The 20,111-nt window shown below is 47.8% G+C and carries 15 protein-coding genes; 7 read left to right on the top strand and 8 right to left on the bottom strand.

The window, feature by feature from the left end; translation table 11 throughout:
* Positions 1–77: 77 nt before the first annotated feature.
* The 3 genes from MN202_RS03345 (at position 78) to MN202_RS03355 (ending at position 3,250) form a co-directional block, all read left to right on the top strand.
* Positions 78–953 (top strand): eCIS core domain-containing protein, encoded by an 876-nt coding sequence (locus MN202_RS03345; RefSeq protein ID WP_335734672.1) that lies wholly within the window; start codon positions 78–80, stop codon positions 951–953.
* A 96-nt stretch (positions 954–1,049) separates the two neighbouring features.
* A complete protein-coding gene (locus MN202_RS03350; protein ID WP_335734673.1) occupies positions 1,050–1,994 on the top strand; it encodes a GlxA family transcriptional regulator in 945 nt (314 codons plus the stop codon).
* A gap of 5 nt (positions 1,995–1,999) precedes the next feature.
* Positions 2,000–3,250: a S41 family peptidase gene (locus tag MN202_RS03355; RefSeq protein ID WP_335734674.1), complete on the top strand. Its 1,251-nt coding sequence runs from the start codon at positions 2,000–2,002 to the stop codon at positions 3,248–3,250.
* A gap of 558 nt (positions 3,251–3,808) precedes the next feature.
* On the opposite strand, the gene MN202_RS03360 is transcribed toward MN202_RS03355, so the two are convergent.
* From MN202_RS03360 to MN202_RS03385, 6 genes are all read right to left on the bottom strand, one after another.
* Positions 3,809–4,234, bottom strand: a complete 426-nt coding sequence (locus tag MN202_RS03360) for a hypothetical protein (protein WP_335734675.1) — start codon at positions 4,232–4,234, stop codon at positions 3,809–3,811.
* A 75-nt stretch (positions 4,235–4,309) separates the two neighbouring features.
* Positions 4,310–4,759 carry a DUF4259 domain-containing protein gene (locus tag MN202_RS03365; protein WP_335734676.1) on the bottom strand — a complete coding sequence of 150 codons (450 nt, stop codon included), beginning with the start codon at positions 4,757–4,759 and terminating at the stop codon, positions 4,310–4,312.
* A gap of 107 nt (positions 4,760–4,866) precedes the next feature.
* Complete coding sequence (locus tag MN202_RS03370) at positions 4,867–5,706, bottom strand: sulfurtransferase (protein ID WP_335734677.1); 840 nt, start codon at positions 5,704–5,706, stop codon at positions 4,867–4,869.
* A gap of 183 nt (positions 5,707–5,889) precedes the next feature.
* Complete coding sequence (locus MN202_RS03375) at positions 5,890–7,164, bottom strand: hypothetical protein (RefSeq protein ID WP_335734678.1); 1,275 nt, start codon at positions 7,162–7,164, stop codon at positions 5,890–5,892.
* A 376-nt stretch (positions 7,165–7,540) separates the two neighbouring features.
* Entirely contained in the window at positions 7,541–8,692 is a 1,152-nt protein-coding gene (locus MN202_RS03380) for a hypothetical protein (RefSeq protein WP_335734679.1), read from the bottom strand.
* Positions 8,693–8,896: 204 nt separating this feature from the next.
* The gene (locus tag MN202_RS03385; protein ID WP_335734680.1) at positions 8,897–10,048 is read right to left on the bottom strand and encodes a ligand-gated ion channel; all 1,152 of its coding nucleotides are present in this window, start codon (positions 10,046–10,048) and stop codon (positions 8,897–8,899) included.
* A 179-nt stretch (positions 10,049–10,227) separates the two neighbouring features.
* On the opposite strand from MN202_RS03385, the gene MN202_RS03390 reads away from it, so the two are divergent.
* From MN202_RS03390 to MN202_RS03405, 4 genes are all read left to right on the top strand, one after another.
* Positions 10,228–11,160 (top strand): homoserine O-succinyltransferase, encoded by a 933-nt coding sequence (locus MN202_RS03390; RefSeq protein WP_335734681.1) that lies wholly within the window; start codon positions 10,228–10,230, stop codon positions 11,158–11,160.
* 42 nt (positions 11,161–11,202) lie between these two features.
* Positions 11,203–12,267: a homocysteine S-methyltransferase family protein gene (locus MN202_RS03395; protein ID WP_335734682.1), complete on the top strand. Its 1,065-nt coding sequence runs from the start codon at positions 11,203–11,205 to the stop codon at positions 12,265–12,267.
* A complete protein-coding gene (gene metH / locus MN202_RS03400; RefSeq protein WP_335734683.1) occupies positions 12,267–14,888 on the top strand; it encodes a methionine synthase in 2,622 nt (873 codons plus the stop codon). The genes MN202_RS03395 and metH overlap by 1 nt, the downstream gene beginning before the upstream one ends.
* 141 nt (positions 14,889–15,029) lie before the next feature.
* Entirely contained in the window at positions 15,030–15,806 is a 777-nt protein-coding gene (locus MN202_RS03405) for a substrate-binding periplasmic protein (RefSeq protein WP_335734684.1), read from the top strand.
* A gap of 11 nt (positions 15,807–15,817) precedes the next feature.
* Here the strand turns inward: MN202_RS03405 and MN202_RS03410 are convergent, their stop codons facing one another.
* Together MN202_RS03410 and MN202_RS03415 are read right to left on the bottom strand one after the other, a co-directional pair.
* Positions 15,818–19,390, bottom strand: coding sequence for a response regulator (locus tag MN202_RS03410; protein WP_335734685.1), 3,573 nt, complete (start codon positions 19,388–19,390; stop codon positions 15,818–15,820).
* A 49-nt stretch (positions 19,391–19,439) separates the two neighbouring features.
* Entirely contained in the window at positions 19,440–19,928 is a 489-nt protein-coding gene (locus MN202_RS03415; RefSeq protein ID WP_335734686.1) for a TIGR00645 family protein, read from the bottom strand.
* Positions 19,929–20,111: the final 183 nt, after the last annotated feature.

The raw sequence follows: 20,111 nt of genomic DNA on the forward strand, positions 1-20,111 counted from the left end.
CTGCAACAGCGACTACACTCTATACAATTTTTGAACAACTTTCGCCGCAGTTTTGGCACAGCAAAAGGATACCTAAGATGAAATTTGCTAAAGGCCGTACCCAACCTGCTTTAAGTCCGCGCCATGCGGCAGCGTCTGGTGTAGCCAGCGCGGCGTTACGACAAAGCCCGTTACTACAGCAGCAGGCCGCGCAGTTAATATCTGTTCAGCACAGTGCGCTGCAGCAGTTACAACGCAAACAGCTGGACAGCACGGTTAGCCAGCAAATCAGCCTGGACGAAGAAATACCGATGCAGGGCAAGTTTGATGTTGCGCAGCAAGCAGCATTAGAGGATGAAGAGCCGTTGCAGGGCAAATTTGCCGCTGTAGTCAGCCAGCGCCAGGCAGAAAGCCGTAACAACACCGGTATGCCGGACCAGCTGAAAAGCGGTATTGAGACGTTATCCGGCCATGCGATGGACGATGTCAAAGTGCATTACAACTCGGCCAGGCCCGCCGCTATGCAGGCACATGCCTATGCCCAGGGCACTGACATTCACATCGCGCCGGGGCAGGAACAACATCTGCCACACGAAGCCTGGCATGTCGCGCAGCAAAAGCAGGGTAGGGTAAAAGCCACCACCCAGCTAAAAGGTGAAGCCATTAATGATGACCCTGGGCTGGAGCACGAAGCCGATGTAATGGGCGCCAGGGCACTGCAGTGTAAACTGATACAGGCCAAAGTAACGCAACGGGAAAAGTTTGATGCGGGCAGCGGCAGTGTCTGGCACATCCATTACGACCATATAAAGCTGGGTAATAATCAAGACTCGCGGGTAAATTTCAATGGCCGGTCAAAAAAAGAAATCCGTCAGGAGCTGGGAGAAAAAATCGACCGCTACGGCCTGAATGTCGGTGGTGATCTGGCCGCCAGTTTCCGCGCCTGTATAGATTATATTAATGCGCACTTTTAGTCTGGATACCGGTCGTTAGCGTTGTCTGTTTTTGTCGTAATTAAGTAATAATAGACATTTTTGCTGCGTTATGATGTCCTGCGGAGGATATCGACAATGACAACAAAACTGCTGTTTTTTATTGCTGACGGTTTTCAGGCGCTGGACCTGTTTGGCCCGCTGGATGCGTTTATGGAGACTAACAGCTTTGTTAGCCAGGCGTATCAGAGCAAAATAATGGCTTTGCAAGCCGGTGCTGTTAGCAGCGCTTACGGTCAGGTGGTAATGGCAGACTATGCACTTGCCGATGCGCCAGAGGTCGATTACCTGATTATTTGCGGCGGCACAGGCATGCGAACCTTAACGCTGACTGAGCTGCAGCGCCAGCAGTTGCGCACACTTGCCGATAACGCCAAACAGGTATTAAGCATTTGTACCGGCGCCTTTATTGCTGCCCGGCTGTACCCGGATGTAGCGTTAACCCTAACCACACATTGGCGGCATTGCCAGCAGTTGCAACAGCAGGCCGCACATTGCCGGGTTGAAGAAGCTCCGCTGTTTATCCAAAGTGGGCCGGTATGGTCATCGGCCGGGGTGTTGTCTGGTGTCGATCTGGCGCTGGAAATTATTCGTCAGGACCATGGCGCTACCGTCGCCGCCAGGGTGGCAAAAGAGCTGGTGGTGTACCTGCAGCGCCGCGGTGGTCAGGCGCAATATTCCGATGCGTTGCAAGCGCAATCGGGCGAAAGCCTGCGCCTGGCACCATTGCTGGAATGGCTGGTGCAAAACCTTGCCAGGCCGGTTACGGTAACCGACATGGCCGACTATGCCGCACTAAGCAGCCGGCAACTTAGCCGGTTATTTAAACTGCATTTACACACTACGCCAAAACAATACCTGAACCAATTGCGGCTTAATCATGCCCGCGATCTATTGTGTCAGGAAAACCTCAACCTGGAGAAAGTGGCCGGCAAAGTCGGTTTTAGCAGCTACGACAGCTTTCGCCGGGCGTTTTACAGCCAGTTCGGAATTTCACCGTCTTTTTATCAGCAAGCTAAGTGAGCGCTATGACGCATTTTATCCTGCCGGCGGTAATGGCGGCCATGGCACTGTTTAGCGCGGCCAGCCCGGCCTTGTCTGTGCAGCAGCAAAACGCCTGGCGTGAGGATATTTTAAGTTTTCAGGCACAAATTAAAACGCACCATATCGCAGCTTTTCATCACATCAGTGAGGCGGAATTTGATCAGCAGATTGATACCTTATGGTCGCAATTGGCGGCTTTAAATGAAGCTCAGATTGAAACCGAGCTGATGCGGATAAGCCGCAGTATAGGTGATGCTCACACTGCTTATAACCTGATGTCAGGTCCGCACCGGCATTATCCGTTGCGCTTTAAATTCTTTGCCGGTGAACTGCGGGTTATTGACACTATTGCGGCTTATCAACACCTGCTTGGCGCTAAGTTGATTGCCATCAATGGCATACCGCTGGCTCAGTTGCAGCAGCAACTAAAGCCCTATGTAAACTATGTCGAAAACCAATACAGTTTTAACGTCGCTTTTGCGTTTCAAATTACCATCAATAAGTTTTTATACGGTACCGGGGTAAGCCCGCAATTAGACAGGGCTGAATTTAGCTTTAGCAGCGACAGTGGTATCAGCAGCGTGACGCTGGACACAGTAACAATGCAGCAGTTTGGCAGCCTTAGCAGCGCCTACACCATGACAACGCCGCAACTGAGCCTAACCAGCACAGGTATTGAAGGCCTGCAATTCTCAATGCTAACCGCCTACGACACGGTATATCTGGATTTTAACCATTACCCTGAACCTGCAGCTGTGCAGCAACATTGTCTGGCACTGCAGCAATCGATTAAACAAAGCCAGCTAGCGCATTTAGTGATTGACCTGCGCGGCAATATGGGCGGCAATTTTTACAGCGGTCTGGCGTTGTCGTCCTGTTTGTCAGAGTTGGATCAATTTGACTGGTTAAATGGTATCTATGTGATGATAGATGGCGCGACCCAATCTGCAGCTATGGCAAATGCATCTCAGTTTAAACAGCTGTTAAATGCCACTCTGGTCGGCCAGCCCAGCGGTGCGGACCCGAACCACTATATGGAAACCCGCCGCCTTAGCCTGCCAAATTCCGGCCGTAAGTTTAGTGTATCCAAGCGCTACTATCAGTTTGTGCTGCAGCCAACTGATGCGTTATATCCGGATATCAGCTATCAAGAGTCGTGGCAGGCTTATAAAAATAATCAGGATGCGGTGTTGCTGCAGTTGCTAAACCATATAGAGAAAAACAGCGGCGCGTAGCCAGGCACGATTTTCCCGCACTAATTTTAGGTTGGTAATCCTGTCTGAAGATAACAAATACAACTCTGAAGCCAGAATAGCCTTGTACCTATTGATTTCGGGGCGGCTCATACCTGTTAGAACTATCGCCGCCAAACCATGAGTTTGGCTTGCGAAAATACAAAACTAAACAAAGTACAGCCAGTATCACCGGATCTAGTACTGACTGATACACAGTACTGCCACGATATACGAAAATAGCGATATTTATTATGAATGCAGCAAACATAGCTATTAGTGCAAAGCGAGATTTAAACAATATGCCGACAACAAGAAAAGAGCTTAAAACTGAATAACTAAATTGATGCACTGGTTCAAACACGCCCTTTAATGTTGGTTCGACTTTGGAGTAATCCGTACCCCAGAATAGTAACCACCAAACAAATACTTTACCCAAAAGTAAAACTGACAGTAATGCATACGGTATTCGGTTTTTCATAATTCCTCTAGAGTACTGACGCCTGTAACAGCCGGGAGCAAAGCGATTTGAGGGCTGAAGGCCCGGTGCGCTTGTGCTTGTTAGCTTTCAACTAGGCCAAGCCAAAAAGCAAAAGTATTTAATCCGGCTTTCTCGCTTTTCGAAAGCGGCTCTGTATTTAGTTGTTCTAACACCTCTAATACCCTTGCCTTACCGCACTGCTCGGCAAAGTAAAGTGGTAGCTCTTCGACACTTACATCCCAAGTATGTAAGCACATTCTAATTTTTTGTTTTAAATCGATAAACAGTCGCGGTTTCAACTTGTAGAGGATAACTCCTGCATTTTGTTGCCGAATGTACGACTTATTATCGTTTTCTAACAGAAAGATACTGAACAAGCCTTCAAACAACTCTTGAGGCTCAACCTGCCTTAGACTCTTTTCAATTGCCTTTCGCTCAGGTCTGTTTGTTGGGCCAAATTGATCCGCATATTCAATGACGATATTCGAGACTTGAGTTCGATGCATGTTCATTCCTGAAAGCTAGCGTCTGTAACAGCCGGGAGCGTTAGCGAATAGGCTGGTTGCGATTGTTATACGTTTTCACTTTAACTTTGCCTCAAGTGTGCCAATTGAACTTAGCCATTCTTCTGCGCCGCTTTCAGACCAAAGTTGGGCTAACTCTGATTTTTTAGTGTTTTTGCAGATCTGTAGTGCTTGAAGTGTAAATTTAGACATTTCTGGTTCATATACATCTTTGTTTTCCAATGCCCACTTTTTCAATGATTCCGGTAACGGCTCATAATTACCACTTTTGATTGAAGCGACAACTTCTGCTGCAGCAATTGCAGAAGAACAGGTATCAACTTCAATATACTGAGGAGTGAATACAGCACGGATGGTATCTAGTAATTTACCACTACCTTTTTTTTGTTCTAATTCGTATACCCAATCGCTAGCAGAGTCATTTTCAAAACTTCCTACGCCCCACGTTCCTGCCAAGACCTGCAATGAAAAAAACATAAAAAAAAGAGCTATAAAATTAAATCGCATTCTTCGAATCCATTTACGTAGACAGCCCAAATTTCGCGCGGAAAGTTGCGCAGCAGGTTGACGTCGCAGCCAGCTTTTTTTGCTGGCGATAATAATTGTTTGTTAGCTTAATTTCCGACGGGTAAGGCAATATTACTTCCCCAATCAGACCATGAACCATCATACAAAATTAAATCCCGGTAGCCAGCAATTACTGCGGACAACAAAATAATACACGCTGTAATTCCCGAACCACAGGTAAATACGAGCGTACTGGTTTTGCTATCTAAGCGCGCAGAGAATATTGCAGCTAACTGCTCATCAATTTTAAAGCAATGTCCATCCAACACCTCAGAGTACGGCAAGCTTATTGAATTTGGAATATGCCCGCTTCTTACACCGTCCCTTGGTTCAGGAGCTATACCCAAAAATCTGTCTCTCGAACGCGCATCTAGCACAGCTAACTGTTTATTATTCATTTGTTCAAAAATGAAGTTTGAATCGCATATCAGCTGCGGATTAAAAATACCATTAATATTGCCCACTTCAGTTTCAATGTTGGATGTATTGGGTACAACCCGTCTGTTTTCCAGCAACCATTGAGGTAACCCACCATCTAGTACAAAGACGTTTTTGAACCCCATTACCTGAAATATCCACCACGCCCTCGGCGCTGAATAAATTCCTTGGTTATCATAAAACACTACAATACTTTCTGAATTTATACCTAGTCTCTGTGCTACTGCAGTAAATTGCTCCTCGGTGGGAAAGGCATGTGTTTGCGATGAGTTCGGATCACATAAGGATCTTTCCAAATCAAGACGCCTGCTATTAGGTATATAAAGAGGCATTTCGTATTCTATGGCTTTTTTCCCAACCACTTTACTCATGCTTGCATCAACAAGGATGAGCTGCTCTAAGTTTAAATTTGTCTCAAGCCAGTCGGTTGTGACTAGGGGGTAACTCATAACATCTCCAGAGTATCGGTTCAAGCTAAGGCCCGCCACAGAATAAATGGGATCAAAACAAAATTAAACTTAATATCTTCAGCTATTTAAATTTAATCTGCCCCCAGTTATTTGGGTTAAATGAGCAGATCGAGCCGCAAAATGGCTGAGCGTCGTTTGGTCACATGCATGCGGTTGTTATGTCTAGAATCCGCTTGCGGTCTTAATTGCCGCAATGGCCACGCCAATTCCAATTTTTTCGGCAACACCAAGGCTCCATTTTCCTACTTTTGAAAGTGCCTTAAGTGCGTCAGATCCATTTCCGTTTTGCGCTGCAATTTCCGCTGTCGCAACATCGCCTATTTCTTTGAAATCTTCGGCAGATTTCGCTTGCACCTGCAGCGTGGTTCTCAAAGTGCCAAGCTCTTCTTTTAACTTATCGATATCAATAGAACCTCTATTTTGGTTCCATATTTGGTTGAAGTTCATATCATGCGCATGAGAATTTGGACCTTGCGCACCCACCTGCCCGGCTTCATATCTGTCGCCCATTGTAATCTCCTGTATGATATTTGTTCTGAACTCGTGAGTGTAGTGACCTTGCGTATTCGATAAAGCTAACTTGTTTGCATACTGCTCTGCCTTATGTGTTGAATCAATTTGTATGAAGTCCTCTTCGTAAAGATCAATTTGAGCGGTAAGGATCTGCAAATCATTTTCGATTTCTCTATTGGATATGATTTTCCTTTGATATTCGTTTGGAACACCTCGAATTTCTGGAAAATCACCGATGGATAGGGTAATGGTAGGAATCAACTTAGAACGAATGACACCCAATACATATGCGTCTGATGCAGACATATTTGTAAGAACACTTAGTGCTAAATTCGTATTTTGGATTTCTGATTGTGCTGAAATTGATATGGGAAGTTCATTCCGAGAGTTTGCCAGCTTCTTAATTGAATAACCTTTATTAATTAGGATTTTCTTAATTGACGCTTTCAACTCTTTATTTAGTCTAGATTCGCCCAGCAAAATGCACGAGCGCTGTCCTTCAAATCCACGGTAACGTGGGAGTTGGTCTTTACCAATATAAATACTCAGGCTTTGGAGAGCATACAAATGATCTATTGTTTCTCGGATATAAGATTTTTCTGAAAACCTTTTAGTTAATACACATTTAGGGATAACAGAATCCTCAATACTGTCTTCTACAAACACAAGCACTGGCTTTCCGCATCGTACAGCCATTGATATCTCATAGAGTATGTGTGGAGATGGTCCTGTGTCTCTGTTTGACAAGACCGCAACTAAACCACTCGTATAGCTTAGGTGCCGTTCTAGCTTCGCTGAATTCACATCATTTGAGGGTGGATCGAGACTTGGTAAGAATCCAACTTTGGCCATCAACCCTCCAAAGAAGGCTGCAAATGGTGCTTCTCGCTCACGGTATCCATGTGAAAAATATATTGGATGCATATTATTCAACCGAAATTTGAAAATGGCAAACTGACATAACGCTTATTCGGCGACTCGACCCGTGCTTAAACACGGGCCAACCCGCCTTTGTAAATTTAATGTTTATAACACTACACCGCTTTTTTAAAACTGACAATAACTTATAGGTACAGCTAATAGTTGTGCCAGTGATAAGTACGGGCTAATCCGTCTAAGAAAGCACGGCAGCTATGCGGTTATAGACTTTTCCCAATGATCTTTTGCGTACGTAGCACTTGCTCCCCGATATGTGTTTGTTACAGGCTATCGCCTGGCAACCATTATCTTAGATAAGGCAGTCTATCTTGCTGATGGATAAACAAGCTGGCCGCTAACGCGGCCAGTAGATCGGTCTTACCTATTGACTCCGGGAAGCCTCATATGTGTTAGGCTGATTGCTGACGGAAGCAGTATCCCTGACATCTCGATCAGCGCCAATACGTCCAAAAATGTAACCCGCAATAGTTCCGAGCAAGGTTCCAAGTGTCTCTGTGTTAATTTTTCCACCGGTACCGAGAATAATTATTGTGATAAGCATGAATGCCATACCCACTACTTCAATCAATGCGCGCCGTTTAACAAGTTCCAATGCAACATCAGAGTGAAATAATCGTAATGACAAAAACATCAAAAGTAAGACTCCAATCATTCCGTATACAGCAAATATTAAACCTTGATCAATAATTGTTTGCTTTGTTCGCTTGGCTTCTAATTCTTGGTTAATTTCTCCAAGTTCTTCAAGTAGCTTTTTGTTTAATGCTTCACGGGTTTCAACTTCTTTTTGTAGCTCTAGAGCCAATGATGATAACTTCTGGAGTAGTTGAGCTTTCGATGCGTCAAATATCATTTTAACGTTAGTTTCCGAGAAAGCGGACAAATAGTTTTGTGCATTAACAATTTGCTCTTCAATGTCAAGCTTTGTAATTTTATCGCGATACCTTATCTTTCCATAAAGTATAGAAAGTGCTGTTTCATTGTTGTCTGATTCAACTCCATCACTTTTTGGAATTCGGGCAACAATTCTAGTCAACAATCGGTCAACCTCCGTATCTGCCCTAACTTGATCCCTGAAATAATCGCTAGGTAAATATGTTTCTAATTCAGATAGTTCGGATTCAGGGTCAATTGTAGATATGCTGCGAAGTTCTTGAAATGAACTTATGTACGCCAGCCAGACAGGGTTATCTCTTTCAAGTTGTGTTTCCGGAGGAAGAGAATTCAGCTTGGTTATGGCAGATTTTAAAAGGTTGATTGTTTTTTCGATATCGTTTTTATCTATTTGTTTTTTCTTAATATTTTCTTCAGCGCTTTTAATCACTACTATTATTTGAGATAGGTCTCTGATGACTTTTTTCAAAGCCTTTCTTTCTTCTTGTATTTCTTTATATCTTTCCTCTAAAACTATTGTAGGTGTGGAACTGGCGCCTTGAGACTGGCTATCGGAGGCATGAGCGCAAGTTAACCCCAATACACTCACTGTGAATATTAAGTTTGAAATATATTTTATCATTACCTTTCTCTCCGTAGCGAATTCGCCATGCACATCACTCGGTGCCCTAACACTTATCCGGCGTGTCGACCCGCATTTAATGTATAGACCACTACACCGCTTTTTTAGAACTGACAATGAATTATAGGTACAGCTTATAGCTGCGTCAGTGACAACTACCGGTTAACCGGTCTAACAAAGCCTTTGTTGTTAAAACAGCTGTCATCAAAACAACGCCCAGTAGCTGATTAACACCATCGCCAGCAGCAGGCTGGGCCAGTAGATTAGTTTGGGTAGCATAAAGTCGTGCATTACCAGTTTGCGCTGCACATTTACCGGAGCGTTAAAGATAAAACTACACAGCACCACCAAGATCATCGCGATATACAGCAACAGATAAAAATACTCGATATACACTATGCTCTGCGCCGGAAACTTAGTGCGGGTATTAACGTGCGATAAAATCACCACAAAAAACAGTGCCGAAATCGTGCCGATAACCGACATGATGGAAAAGCCATTAAACGCCAGCGTGCTGCGTTTGCGGCTTATTGTCATTAGCACGGCAAACAGCAGGGCGGCGACGGTAAGCATTGGAATAAGGTTAACCACAAAGGCATTGACAAATTTACGCTTAAGTACCACGTTAAAATGCAGCTCCGGGTTTAGTTCGGTAGTGGCGGTGTGGTAACCAAAGTTGGTGTGATAGGTGGCGGTTTTAAAATCGAAAAAGGTTTCGTCTATCTGCCAGTCGCCCAGCACTATGTCACGGTCGAGGCCAAAGTAGCTTTTAATACCGGTATCGGGATAGGCATCAAGGTCCGGGATCAGCGTACTGTAGCCATCAAAGTCATTGGATAAAATACGCAGCCAAACGGTTTGATGATCCAGCGGGTACTTGCTGTAGTCAAACGGCTGGCGCACTGTGGTTTCAAAAATCCAGCCATGCAGGGTTTCGTTGCCCTGCACATATTCGTACTTTTTGCGCAGCTCATTCGCGCCTTCTACTGCTTCCGGGAAGTAAAAACCGGCTTTGGCCTGCACCGGGCAATCTGGCGCTATGGGTACTTTTTGCCAGATATAACCGCTGATATGCACATCGTTAGCTGAATGAAAATTCAGGGATTGCAGGTAGACGCCGGTGGCAATTTGAGCACACTGCGGCACAGTGTTTTTGCCGGCCAGGGCCAGTTTGGCTTTCAGGTTTTCCCGGGCCATGCTCATCGTGGTGAGCTGGTGTTCGGTTGGTGCAAAGGCTTTGTCTGCCTGATACCACATAGCGGCCAGCGCGATAATGCCAAACAGGGTACTGCTTAGGCTTAGCACTAAATAAAAACGGAAGTTTTGCATCAGGCGGGAGCTGGTTTTTTCTGGCATATCAATACGATCGTCGTGGTTAGTGGCTTGGCTAAGCCTAGCTGCTGATGCCGAAAATGCCAGCAGTGCTGTAATCGAACGCTGACATAGCCGCTCTTTTTATTTGGCCATCTAAACGTATAGAAGTTGACATTGCTGCTGCATTTGCGCAAAGTAGCGGCTATGTCAGCTAAGCGGGTATGGCTATGCCTATTAAAGTGATCGATCAGTTGCCGGCGGTTGAAGCGCTGTCGGCCGAAAATGTGTTTGTAATGACCGAAAGCCGGGCGCAGTCGCAGGATATCCGGCCGTTGAAAATTGCCATTTTAAATTTAATGCCAAATAAGATCGCCACGGAAATTCAGTTGCTACGTTTGCTGGCTAACAGCCCGCTGCAGGTGGATGTCGATTTGCTGCGCATTGATGATCATGTCAGTAAAAACACGCCGCCCAGCCATTTAAACTGCTTTTACCGTTACTTCTCTGAAGTACAGCAGCAAAAATATGATGGTTTAATAATTACCGGCGCGCCGCTGGGTTTAGTGGACTATGAAGATGTCACTTACTGGGCGCAGTTTGGCGATATTTTGCGCTGGGCCGACAATAATGTCACCTCGACGTTATTCTTGTGTTGGGCGGCGCATGCTGCTTTATATCAATACTATGGTTTACAGCGCGAAATCCGTGGCGAAAAACTGTCCGGCGTGTACTGGCAGCAGGTAACTCAGCCGTTGTGCCCGTTGGTACGCGGTTTTGATGATGCGTTTCTCGTACCGCACTCGCGTTATGCCCAGGTACCAAAACAAAAGTACCAGCAGCATGATGATTTACATATTCTGGCCGAGGCCGATGTGACCGGCGCATATTTGCTGCAAAATAGCAGTGGCAGCCGGGTGTTTGTTACCGGCCACCCGGAGTATGATTTAACCACGCTGGATGACGAATACCAGCGTGATGTGGCCGCAGGCGTTGCAGCCAAACTGCCGGAAAACTATTATCGCCAGAATGACCCTCTGCAGGGCCCGCAAAAATTGTGGCAAAGCCATGCCTTTTTATTGTTTAGTAACTGGCTGAACTATTATGTGTATCAGGCTACGCCGTTTGAGCTAAGCCAGATTGGCCACAGCGCTTAAGCTAGTACAGCTTTGGCCTTTTAGAATTACAACGAGCATTTTATGACTGCAAGACTGACGCCTGACCATTTTCGTAAACTGTTATCTGAGCGTATTTTTATTCTCGATGGCGCCATGGGTACCATGATCCAACAGCACCGACTGGAAGAAGCCGATTATCGCGGCAGTGAATTTGCCAACTGGCCCTGTGATGTCAAAGGCAATAACGATTTACTGGTGCTGACACAGCCGGATCTAATCGCTGATATTCACCGCCAGTATCTGCTGGCTGGTGCCGATATTGTTGAAACCAACAGCTTTAACGCTACTACCATTGCCATGGCCGATTACCAGATGGAAGGTCTGTCGGCACGGATTAACCGCGAATCTGCAGCGCTGGCGCGCAAAGTCTGTGATGAAGTGACCGCACTTGAGCCGCACAAACCGCGCTTTGTTGCCGGGGTGTTAGGGCCAACTAACCGCACCGCGTCGATATCGCCGGATGTAAACGACCCTGGCTTTCGCAATGTCAGCTTTGATGAGTTAGTAAATGCTTACACTGAATCAACCCATGCGCTAATCGAAGGCGGTGCCGACATTATTATGCTGGAAACCATCTTTGATACGTTAAATGCCAAAGCGGCGGCTTTTGCTGTGCTTAAAGTATTTGATGAAGTGGGTTTTAAATTGCCGGTGATGATCTCCGGTACTATTACCGATGCCTCGGGCCGTACTTTGTCGGGCCAGACCACTGAAGCCTTTTATCACAGCCTGGCGCATGTTGAGCCGGTGTGTTTTGGCCTGAACTGCGCCTTAGGCCCGGATTTACTTCGGCCTTATGTCGAGACGCTGTCTGGCGTGTCAGAAGCCTATGTCTCGGTGCACCCCAATGCCGGTTTACCGAATGAGTTTGGCGAATATGATTTGGGTGCAGAGGAAATGGCAGCAGAAATTGCTGATTGGGCTAAACAGGGTTTTCTCAATATTGTTGGTGGCTGTTGCGGCACCACACCGGAGCATATAAAAGCCATCGCTGAGGCGGTAAAAGCTGCGCCGGCGCGGCAACCGAAAACGCCGGACCATAGTTTTAACTTAGCCGGCCTTGAAGCCTTTTCTCTGGAGTGGTAATGCAACAACAAGCCAGATTTATCAATGTCGGTGAGCGGACTAACGTTACCGGCTCGGCAAAATTTAAAAAGCTGATTTTAAACGGCGACTATGAAGCCGCACTGGATGTAGCACGTCAGCAGGTAGAAAACGGCGCGCAAATTATCGATATCAACATGGACGAGGCCATGCTCGACAGCAAGGCTGCCATGGTGCGCTATCTGCAGCTGTTGGCGTCCGAGCCGGATATTTCGCGGGTGCCGATTATGGTCGACTCGTCGAAATGGGAGGTGATTGAAGCCGCGTTAAAATGCATTCAGGGCAAGGCGGTGGTTAACTCCATTTCGCTCAAAGAGGGCGAAGCGCCATTTTTACAGCAGGCACGCTTATTACGCCGCTATGGTGCGGCGGTAGTGGTAATGGCGTTTGACGAGCAGGGCCAGGCCGATACCAAGGCTCGCAAGGTCGAAATTTGCCAGCGCGCTTATAGCATCCTGACTGAGCAAATCGGCTTTCCGCCACAGGACATTATTTTTGATCCGAACATCTTTGCCGTAGCCACCGGCATTGAAGAGCACAATAACTACGCGGTCGACTTTATCGAAGCCACTCGCGAGATAAAACGCTTATGCCCGCATGCGAAAATCTCCGGTGGTGTATCTAACGTATCGTTTTCGTTTCGCGGCAATGATGCGGTACGCGAAGCTATTCACTCGGTATTTTTATACCACGCCATCGCTGCCGGTATGGATATGGGCATAGTAAATGCCGGCCAGCTGACTGTGTATGACGATATCCCACCGTTGTTAAAAGAACGGGTCGAAGATGTGATATTAAACCGCCGTGATGATGCTACCGAGCGCTTGCTCGACATTGCGGCCCAGTTTAAAGGTGATGGCAGCGTCGCTGAAAAGCAGGATGACGCCTGGCGCAGCCTGCCGGTAAATAAACGGCTGGAGCATGCGCTGGTAAAAGGCATTACCGACTTTATTGATATCGACACCGAAGAAGCGCGCCAACAGGCAGAAAAACCACTGCATGTGATAGAAGGGCCGCTGATGGACGGCATGAACGTGGTGGGTGACTTGTTTGGTGAAGGTAAAATGTTTTTGCCACAGGTGGTGAAATCTGCCCGGGTAATGAAAAAAGCCGTGGCCTATTTGCAGCCTTTTATTGAGCAGGAAAAAGAAGGTGGCCGCGCCCAGGGCAAGGTATTGCTGGCCACAGTTAAAGGCGATGTGCACGATATCGGCAAAAATATTGTTGGTGTGGTACTGCAGTGTAATAACTTTGAAGTGATTGATTTAGGCGTGATGGTGCCGTGCGCCGAGCTATTGCGCGTTGCCAAAGAGCAAAATGTCGATGTGATAGGTTTATCGGGTCTTATTACACCGTCGTTAGATGAAATGGTGCACGTGGCGAAAGAAATGACCCGTTTGGGCTTTAGCCAACCATTGCTGATCGGCGGCGCGACGACGTCAAAGGCCCATACCGCGGTGAAAATTGAGCCAAATTATGCCAATGGTGTGGTCTATGTGCCCAATGCGTCGCGCAGTGTGTCGGTGGTGCAGTCGTTAATCACCCCGGATAGCAAAGCCGATTATTTAGCCCGCATTAAACAAGAATATGTGGTGGCGCGTGAGCAACATGCGCGTTCGCGCCCCGGTGAAAAGCTGCTGAGTTTAGCCGAGGCCCGGGCGAATAAATTCCAGCTCGATTTAACCAAGGTTGCACCGGCACCAAAACAGCCCGGCGTGCACTTGTGGCAGGATGTTGATTTAAACCTGTTGCGCGATTATATCGACTGGACACCGTTCTTTTTAACCTGGCAGTTATCCGGTAAATACCCGGCCATTTTAAACCACGCTGAAGTCGGTATAGAGGCGCGTAAGCTGTTTAAAGATGCCAATGCCATGCTTGATACCATGATTAATGGCGGCCATGTCAAAGGTAAGGCGGTGTTTGGTTTATTTCCGGCCAACAGCCTGGGTGATGACATTATTGTATACACCGACGACAGCCGCACAGTCGAAAAAGCCCGGCTGTGTAACCTGCGCCAGCAGCTGCAGCTTAGAAACAATGCGCCCAATTGCAGCCTGGCCGATTTTATCGCGCCGGTCGATAGCGGCATAAAAGATTATATCGGCGGCTTTGCAGTGAGCACCGGCTTTGGTGCTGATGAGTTTGCCGCTAAGTTTGCCGCCGAACATGACGATTACAACAGCATCATGGTTAAAGCCTTAGCGGACCGCTTAGCCGAAGCCTTAGCCGAATACCTGCATTTAAAAGTGCGGCGTGAATATTGGGGTTATGCCGCTGATGAAACGCTTGATAACGAGCAGCTTATTCGTGAGTTATATCAGGGCATAAGGCCGGCACCGGGCTATCCGGCCTGCCCGGAGCATACGGAAAAAGGTACTTTATGGCAGCTGCTGGATGTGGAAGCGCAAACCGGCATTACGCTTACCGAAAGCTACGCCATGTGGCCGGGCGCAGCGGTAAGTGGCTGGTACTTTGCTCACCCGGACAGTAAGTATTTTGCCGTCAGTAAAATCGACTTTGACCAGCTTAATGAGTACGCGGCGAAAAAAGGCTGGAGCCTTGAGCAGGCGCAAAGCTGGCTGGCGCCAAATTTACGTTAACAATTTGCCACCATCAGCCTGAGTAAGTATTTGTTATTATTCAGGCTATTGTTGTTCCTGCATTAGTAAACAGCTTGCAATTAAGCATTGCAGTCAGGTAAAACCAGCTAAACTTAAGCAAAATATTATCAGGAGTGCCTGATGCGTAAATTGTTTGGCTGCTTTGCCTTACTGATCTGTGGTTTATGGCTACCGGCAAGCCATTTAACCGTGCAGGCCGCAGCGCTTAACGTGCTGGTGGGGCAAAACAAGCCGCCTTATATCCGGCTGGAAACGGTAAGTGGCTACGAGCTGGAGTTGCTGCGTGAAATTGTGCGGCGCATGGGGCATGAAGCGGTGTTTGTTTTTGTACCTAACTCGCGGATCCGTGGCTTGCTGGAGAGCGGCAACGGTGATATTGCCAGCTTACAGCCAAACGACACCGCTGATGCCGAACTGTATTTCTCCCAGCCCTATATCCGTTATCAGAATGTACTGGTAACCCTGGCTCGTGACGAGCTAACTATTACCCATCCGGCAGATTTATCCGATAAACAGGTGGTTGCTTTTCAGGGCGCCAGCCGGGTGCTGGGTGCCGATTACCGCGATGCGGTAGTGCATAACACTGGCTATCTTGAAACGGTCGATCAAAAGGCCCAGGTCGATATGCTGTTTAGTGGCCGGGCGCAGGCGATAGTGCTGGACCGGAATATTTTTATGCATCATCAGCAAACCAGTGGTTCACCGGCGGCGGTGCAAATTCATGAACTGTTTAATTCCAGCTTGTATCGTGCCGCCTTCAGAGATCCGCAATTGCAGCGCAGCTTTGACCGCGCCTTATTGAGTGTGTTAATGGATAACTGGTACCAGCAATTACAGCTGCGTTATTTTATGCAGCTAAACCAGCAGCTGCCAAACCGGTTTTATTGCGACGATTAACAGGGCAACGGCTAAGGCTGCAACCAGTGTTTTAGTAGCTTGGCCAGGCTGGCGGCTTCAATAGGTTTTACCAATAAATCATTCATCCCGGCTGCCAGACAGGCTTGTTGGGTATCTGCGCCGTGATGCGCCGTCATGGCAATGACCGGCAAGCTGGCCATATTGGGCAACTGGCGTAACTGTTGCGTGGTTTCGTAGCCATTAATGCCCGGCATTTCAATGTCCATTAGCACCAGATCTATGTGTTGCTGTTGCAATAACGTCAGCGCTGCCTGGCCATTGGTCGCTGTCAGCACCTGATAGCCCAGTTTTTGCAGAATAATCTGTGCCAGCGCCTGATTAAAATAATTGTCCTCTACCAGCAGTATCTTACGGTTGCTTACCGGCGCAGCTTGTTTAGTTTTGCTGCTGTCAGTGTTGTCCGCTGGCGCTGCTATCGGTTCAACCCGTGGCAGGGTAATACTGAAACTAAAGGTACTGCCTTGCCCGCTTTGACTGACAACCTGTAGCTGGCTATGCATCAGGCTGAGCAGGCGCTGACAAATGGTTAAACCCAGGCCGGTACCACCGAATTTACGGCTGACAGAGCTGTCGCCCTGATTAAAGGCGATAAACAGCCGCTTTTGCTGTTGCTCGCTAATGCCTATACCGGTGTCGGTTACGGCAAAATGCAGTTGGCAATGTTGCCGGGCGCTGCTGGCACTGATGTTAAGCGTTATGGCGCCGCGCTCGGTAAATTTGATGGCATTGCCCAGCAGGTTAATCAGTATTTGACTTAGCCTCAGGCTGTCACCGCTAAAGCTGTCGGGTACACTGGCGTCCAGTTGCAAGGCAAAGTGCAGTTGTTTTTGCGCCAGTTGCAGGCTGAACATATCGCTAACCTGCTCCAGCATGCGGCGCAGGCTGAAAGGCCGGCATTCCAGTTCAAGTTTACCGGCCTCTATTTTAGAGAAATCAAGTATATCATTGATAATGCTTAATAAAATCTTTCCTGAGGCATGAATTTTTGCCACATAACCAATTTGCTGTTGTGGATCCGGGCTTTGTTGGGCCAGCTCTGCAAAGCCCAATACTGCATTTAGCGGTGTACGCAGCTCATGGCTCATATTGGCCAGAAATTCGCTTTTTGCCTTGGCAGCGGCTTCCGCAGTCTGTTTTGCCTGCTGCAATTGTTGCATAGTCTGTTTTAAATGGGCCGTGTGTTGTTGCACCAGTGCAGTAAGCCGCTGTTGCTCCTGCTCTAGTTGCCAGGTTCGCCCTTTCAGCAACAGATAGATGGCCAACAACAGTAGTAACCCATACAGCAGCAGCATGGCTGAGGATAGATACCAGGGGGCCGGAATTTGTATCGTCAGCGGCGCTGATAATAGCTGATTACCGGCATGGTCGCGGCTGCGCAGCATAAACTGATAATCACCGGCGGGCAGGTTGGTGTAATCGCGGTACATTTCGTTGTTCCAACCCGACCAGTCGTCGTCATGTCCCTGTAACTTTACCTGAAATTGCGGCAAAAACAGGTGGCTGTAATTCGGGCTGGCGTATTCAAACCGCAATTGGTTTTGGCCGGCATTTAGGGCCAGCTTAGCCGGTAAGTCGCCGCCATGATAAAACACATCGCCGGTCAGAGCGCGAACGCGGCGTAGCAGCGGTTGTTTCGGTGCCAGATTGCGGTGTTCGCTGCCGGCAAAGCGGAAAATACCTTCAGCGCCGCCAAACCACACTACGTTTTGTTCATCAATTAATAGCGTATCCAGTGGTATATCCAGCAATGGCTGCAGCGCAGAGGCTTGCCATTGATACTGACCGGCAGCATCGGCCTCAAGCATGCCGGCCTGGCGGCTACCGGTATCGTTGTCCCAGGTTAACAGCCAGAGGTTATTGTTTTTGTCTGTCTGCGGATAACGCACCCAGGGCTGAGTGTGGCTAAAGGCAGAGCCCAGTTGTGGGTCAAGATAAAACCGCTGTTGCCGCTTGTCGAAGCGGTAAAAACCGGCCACGGTGGCGAACAATAACTGGTCTTTATACCAGTGTACCGAGTTGCGGTTGTTGCTGGGTAAACCGTCTGTTTTATTAAAATGCTGCACCACAACCTGGCCGTTGCTATCTGGCCAGCCTGCAGGCAACGACAACAAATAGACGCCGTGCGCCAGAGTGCCGAGCCAGATTTCGCCGTTTGCCGTTTGCAGTATGCTGTTTAAATTGCCCTGAATGCCGGGGATCAGGCCTTCATCTGTCCAGCTGCCATCCGGCTGTTGTTTTATGCTGGCCAGGCCGTCTTGTAAGCCAACAAAAAACCGGCCAGGTTGCAACGGCGACGGATATAACACTTTAGATGCCTGAGCTGAACTGCGCAGCAAACTGGCATGCTGACCGTCGTAGCGGTATACGCCAGCGCTGTTTGCAATAAGCAAATTGTTGTCAAAGCTGGCAAAGTCCCAAGTTTGTTTTTGCAACCCGGGGATCAGGCTAAAGCGGTTGTGCTGATCTTTACGAAACAGGCCCAGGCTGGTGCCGGCATAGAGGGTGTTTTGGTGCTGATGTAATGCCAACACATTGCCTTGCAGGCCATGAGCACTGTTGTATTGCGAAATAGCAGCTGCCAGATCAATACGGCTTAAGCCGTGGTCCAGCGCCAGCCACAAACCTTGCTGATGATCCTGATACATGGCTCTGATGTTTTGGTCTACTAAACCAAAGGCCTTATTGATATGGCTTTTTAGCTGAGCATCGGCGCTGACGATATATAAACCATTCTGGCTGCTGCCGAGCGCAAAATCGCCATTCTCCAGCCGCATACCGGTATAAATGCGGGCCTGCTGCAATTCCTCGTCAATATTGGTGTGCCAGCGGGTTAGCTGCTTATCGGCAAAAAGATATAATTTGCCCTCACGGCTGGCGGCCAGCAGTGTCTTGTCATCAAACTGCTGCAGCATAAATAAATTGAGCTGGCTAAAGGGCTCTGAGCCGGGCAACAGTTTAAAATCATCGTTGTGCAGCTCCAGCAGGCCGGTGTTTTCTTCTTTCACCAGCAAGCGGTTATTTAACTTAAAGGCTTTGAGAAAGGTGCTGTTGCTGCGCCATACTTTAACCTGGCCGGCGTCTTGCTCGTTGTAACGAAAAATATAGTCCCGGCTAAAAAAATAAATACCATCTGGCATGACATAGGTTTGCCTGACATCCTGAAATTGCCGGTATTGCGAGGGGACGGCTGACAGCAGTGAAATATATTGCTGGTTTTGCGGTAATGTCGGGTCTATATAGCCTATTTCGCCCTTTGAACCGACATAAATACGGCCACTGTCGGCCAATGCCAGCGAGCGCACCACGGCTTTGTTGCGGGTGGGGATCATCCGCCACTGGGCGCCATCAAACTCCAGTACGCCGACATTGTTGCCGACATAGAGCAGGCCGCGTTGATCCTGCACTATGGCCCAGTTTTGCGTGCCGCCATTGTAGTCTTTTGGCTTAAAGTTGCTAAGTAGTGGAGTGCCGTACTGTGCCGCGACTGCACGCCAGGCAAAGGCACAGGCCAGCAAGCCTAAGCTTAGCCAGCCGAATGTTGCTGCAAGCCGCTTAATCGTCACCCCCAACCTCCTGTATGTCGAGTAGTACCGCCAGTGTTACAGCGCCAGGTTATTTACGCAGCACTTTATCCAGATAGCCCATCGCAAATGCGGACAATACAAAGGTAATATGAATTAGCAAATACCACATAATTTTATCGTTAGCGATACTTTCGGTATTCATAAATACCTTTAGCAGATGAATAGATGAAATAGCGACGATAGAGGCGGCAACTTTGTTTTTCAGTGAGCCGGAATCCAGTTTACCCAGCCAGCTAAGTTTGTCGTCATTGCCTTCTAAGTCGAGGCGGGATACGAAATTTTCGTAGCCGGAAAACATTACCATCACTATCAGGCCGCCAACCAGCGCTATATCAATTAATGACAGCACGACCAGTATCAGCTCGACTTCTTTCATGCTGAGGATAATAGGGATGATATGAAACACTTCCTGAAAGAACTTAATGCCCAACGCCAGCAGCGCCAGACTGAGTCCCAGATAAATTGGTGCCATGATCCAGCGCGATGAATACATCAGTTTCTCAATAAAATTTTCCATAACATTTTCCGTGCAGAACCGTCGCCGTATTATGCGGACAACAGGGCAGATATCAAGCTCTGGCACGGATTTTTGTCAGCGCTGTCAGTGGCAGTGGTCGCAAATAATGGTGCTTTACCGCAAGCAAGATAAGCCGGAGGCTTTGTTGTGGTAGCGTGCGCCGGTGAAACTTTATCAATACCA

It is taken from the genome of Rheinheimera muenzenbergensis, from assembly GCF_036984005.1.
Lineage (GTDB): Bacteria > Pseudomonadota > Gammaproteobacteria > Enterobacterales > Alteromonadaceae > Alishewanella > Alishewanella muenzenbergensis.

Coding starts and splice junctions, on each gene's coding strand:
- MN202_RS03385 (WP_335734680.1), bottom strand. CDS start 10,048: ATGCCAGAAAAAACCAGCTCCCGCCTGATGCAAAACTTCCGTTTTTAT.
- MN202_RS03345 (WP_335734672.1), top strand. CDS start 78: ATGAAATTTGCTAAAGGCCGTACCCAACCTGCTTTAAGTCCGCGCCAT.
- MN202_RS03360 (WP_335734675.1), bottom strand. CDS start 4,234: ATGCATCGAACTCAAGTCTCGAATATCGTCATTGAATATGCGGATCAA.
- MN202_RS03355 (WP_335734674.1), top strand. CDS start 2,000: ATGACGCATTTTATCCTGCCGGCGGTAATGGCGGCCATGGCACTGTTT.
- MN202_RS03405 (WP_335734684.1), top strand. CDS start 15,030: ATGCGTAAATTGTTTGGCTGCTTTGCCTTACTGATCTGTGGTTTATGG.
- MN202_RS03350 (WP_335734673.1), top strand. CDS start 1,050: ATGACAACAAAACTGCTGTTTTTTATTGCTGACGGTTTTCAGGCGCTG.
- MN202_RS03415 (WP_335734686.1), bottom strand. CDS start 19,928: ATGGAAAATTTTATTGAGAAACTGATGTATTCATCGCGCTGGATCATG.
- MN202_RS03375 (WP_335734678.1), bottom strand. CDS start 7,164: ATGCATCCAATATATTTTTCACATGGATACCGTGAGCGAGAAGCACCA.
- MN202_RS03365 (WP_335734676.1), bottom strand. CDS start 4,759: ATGCGATTTAATTTTATAGCTCTTTTTTTTATGTTTTTTTCATTGCAG.
- MN202_RS03390 (WP_335734681.1), top strand. CDS start 10,228: ATGGCTATGCCTATTAAAGTGATCGATCAGTTGCCGGCGGTTGAAGCG.
- MN202_RS03395 (WP_335734682.1), top strand. CDS start 11,203: ATGACTGCAAGACTGACGCCTGACCATTTTCGTAAACTGTTATCTGAG.
- MN202_RS03380 (WP_335734679.1), bottom strand. CDS start 8,692: ATGATAAAATATATTTCAAACTTAATATTCACAGTGAGTGTATTGGGG.
- metH (WP_335734683.1), top strand. CDS start 12,267: ATGCAACAACAAGCCAGATTTATCAATGTCGGTGAGCGGACTAACGTT.
- MN202_RS03370 (WP_335734677.1), bottom strand. CDS start 5,706: ATGAGTTACCCCCTAGTCACAACCGACTGGCTTGAGACAAATTTAAAC.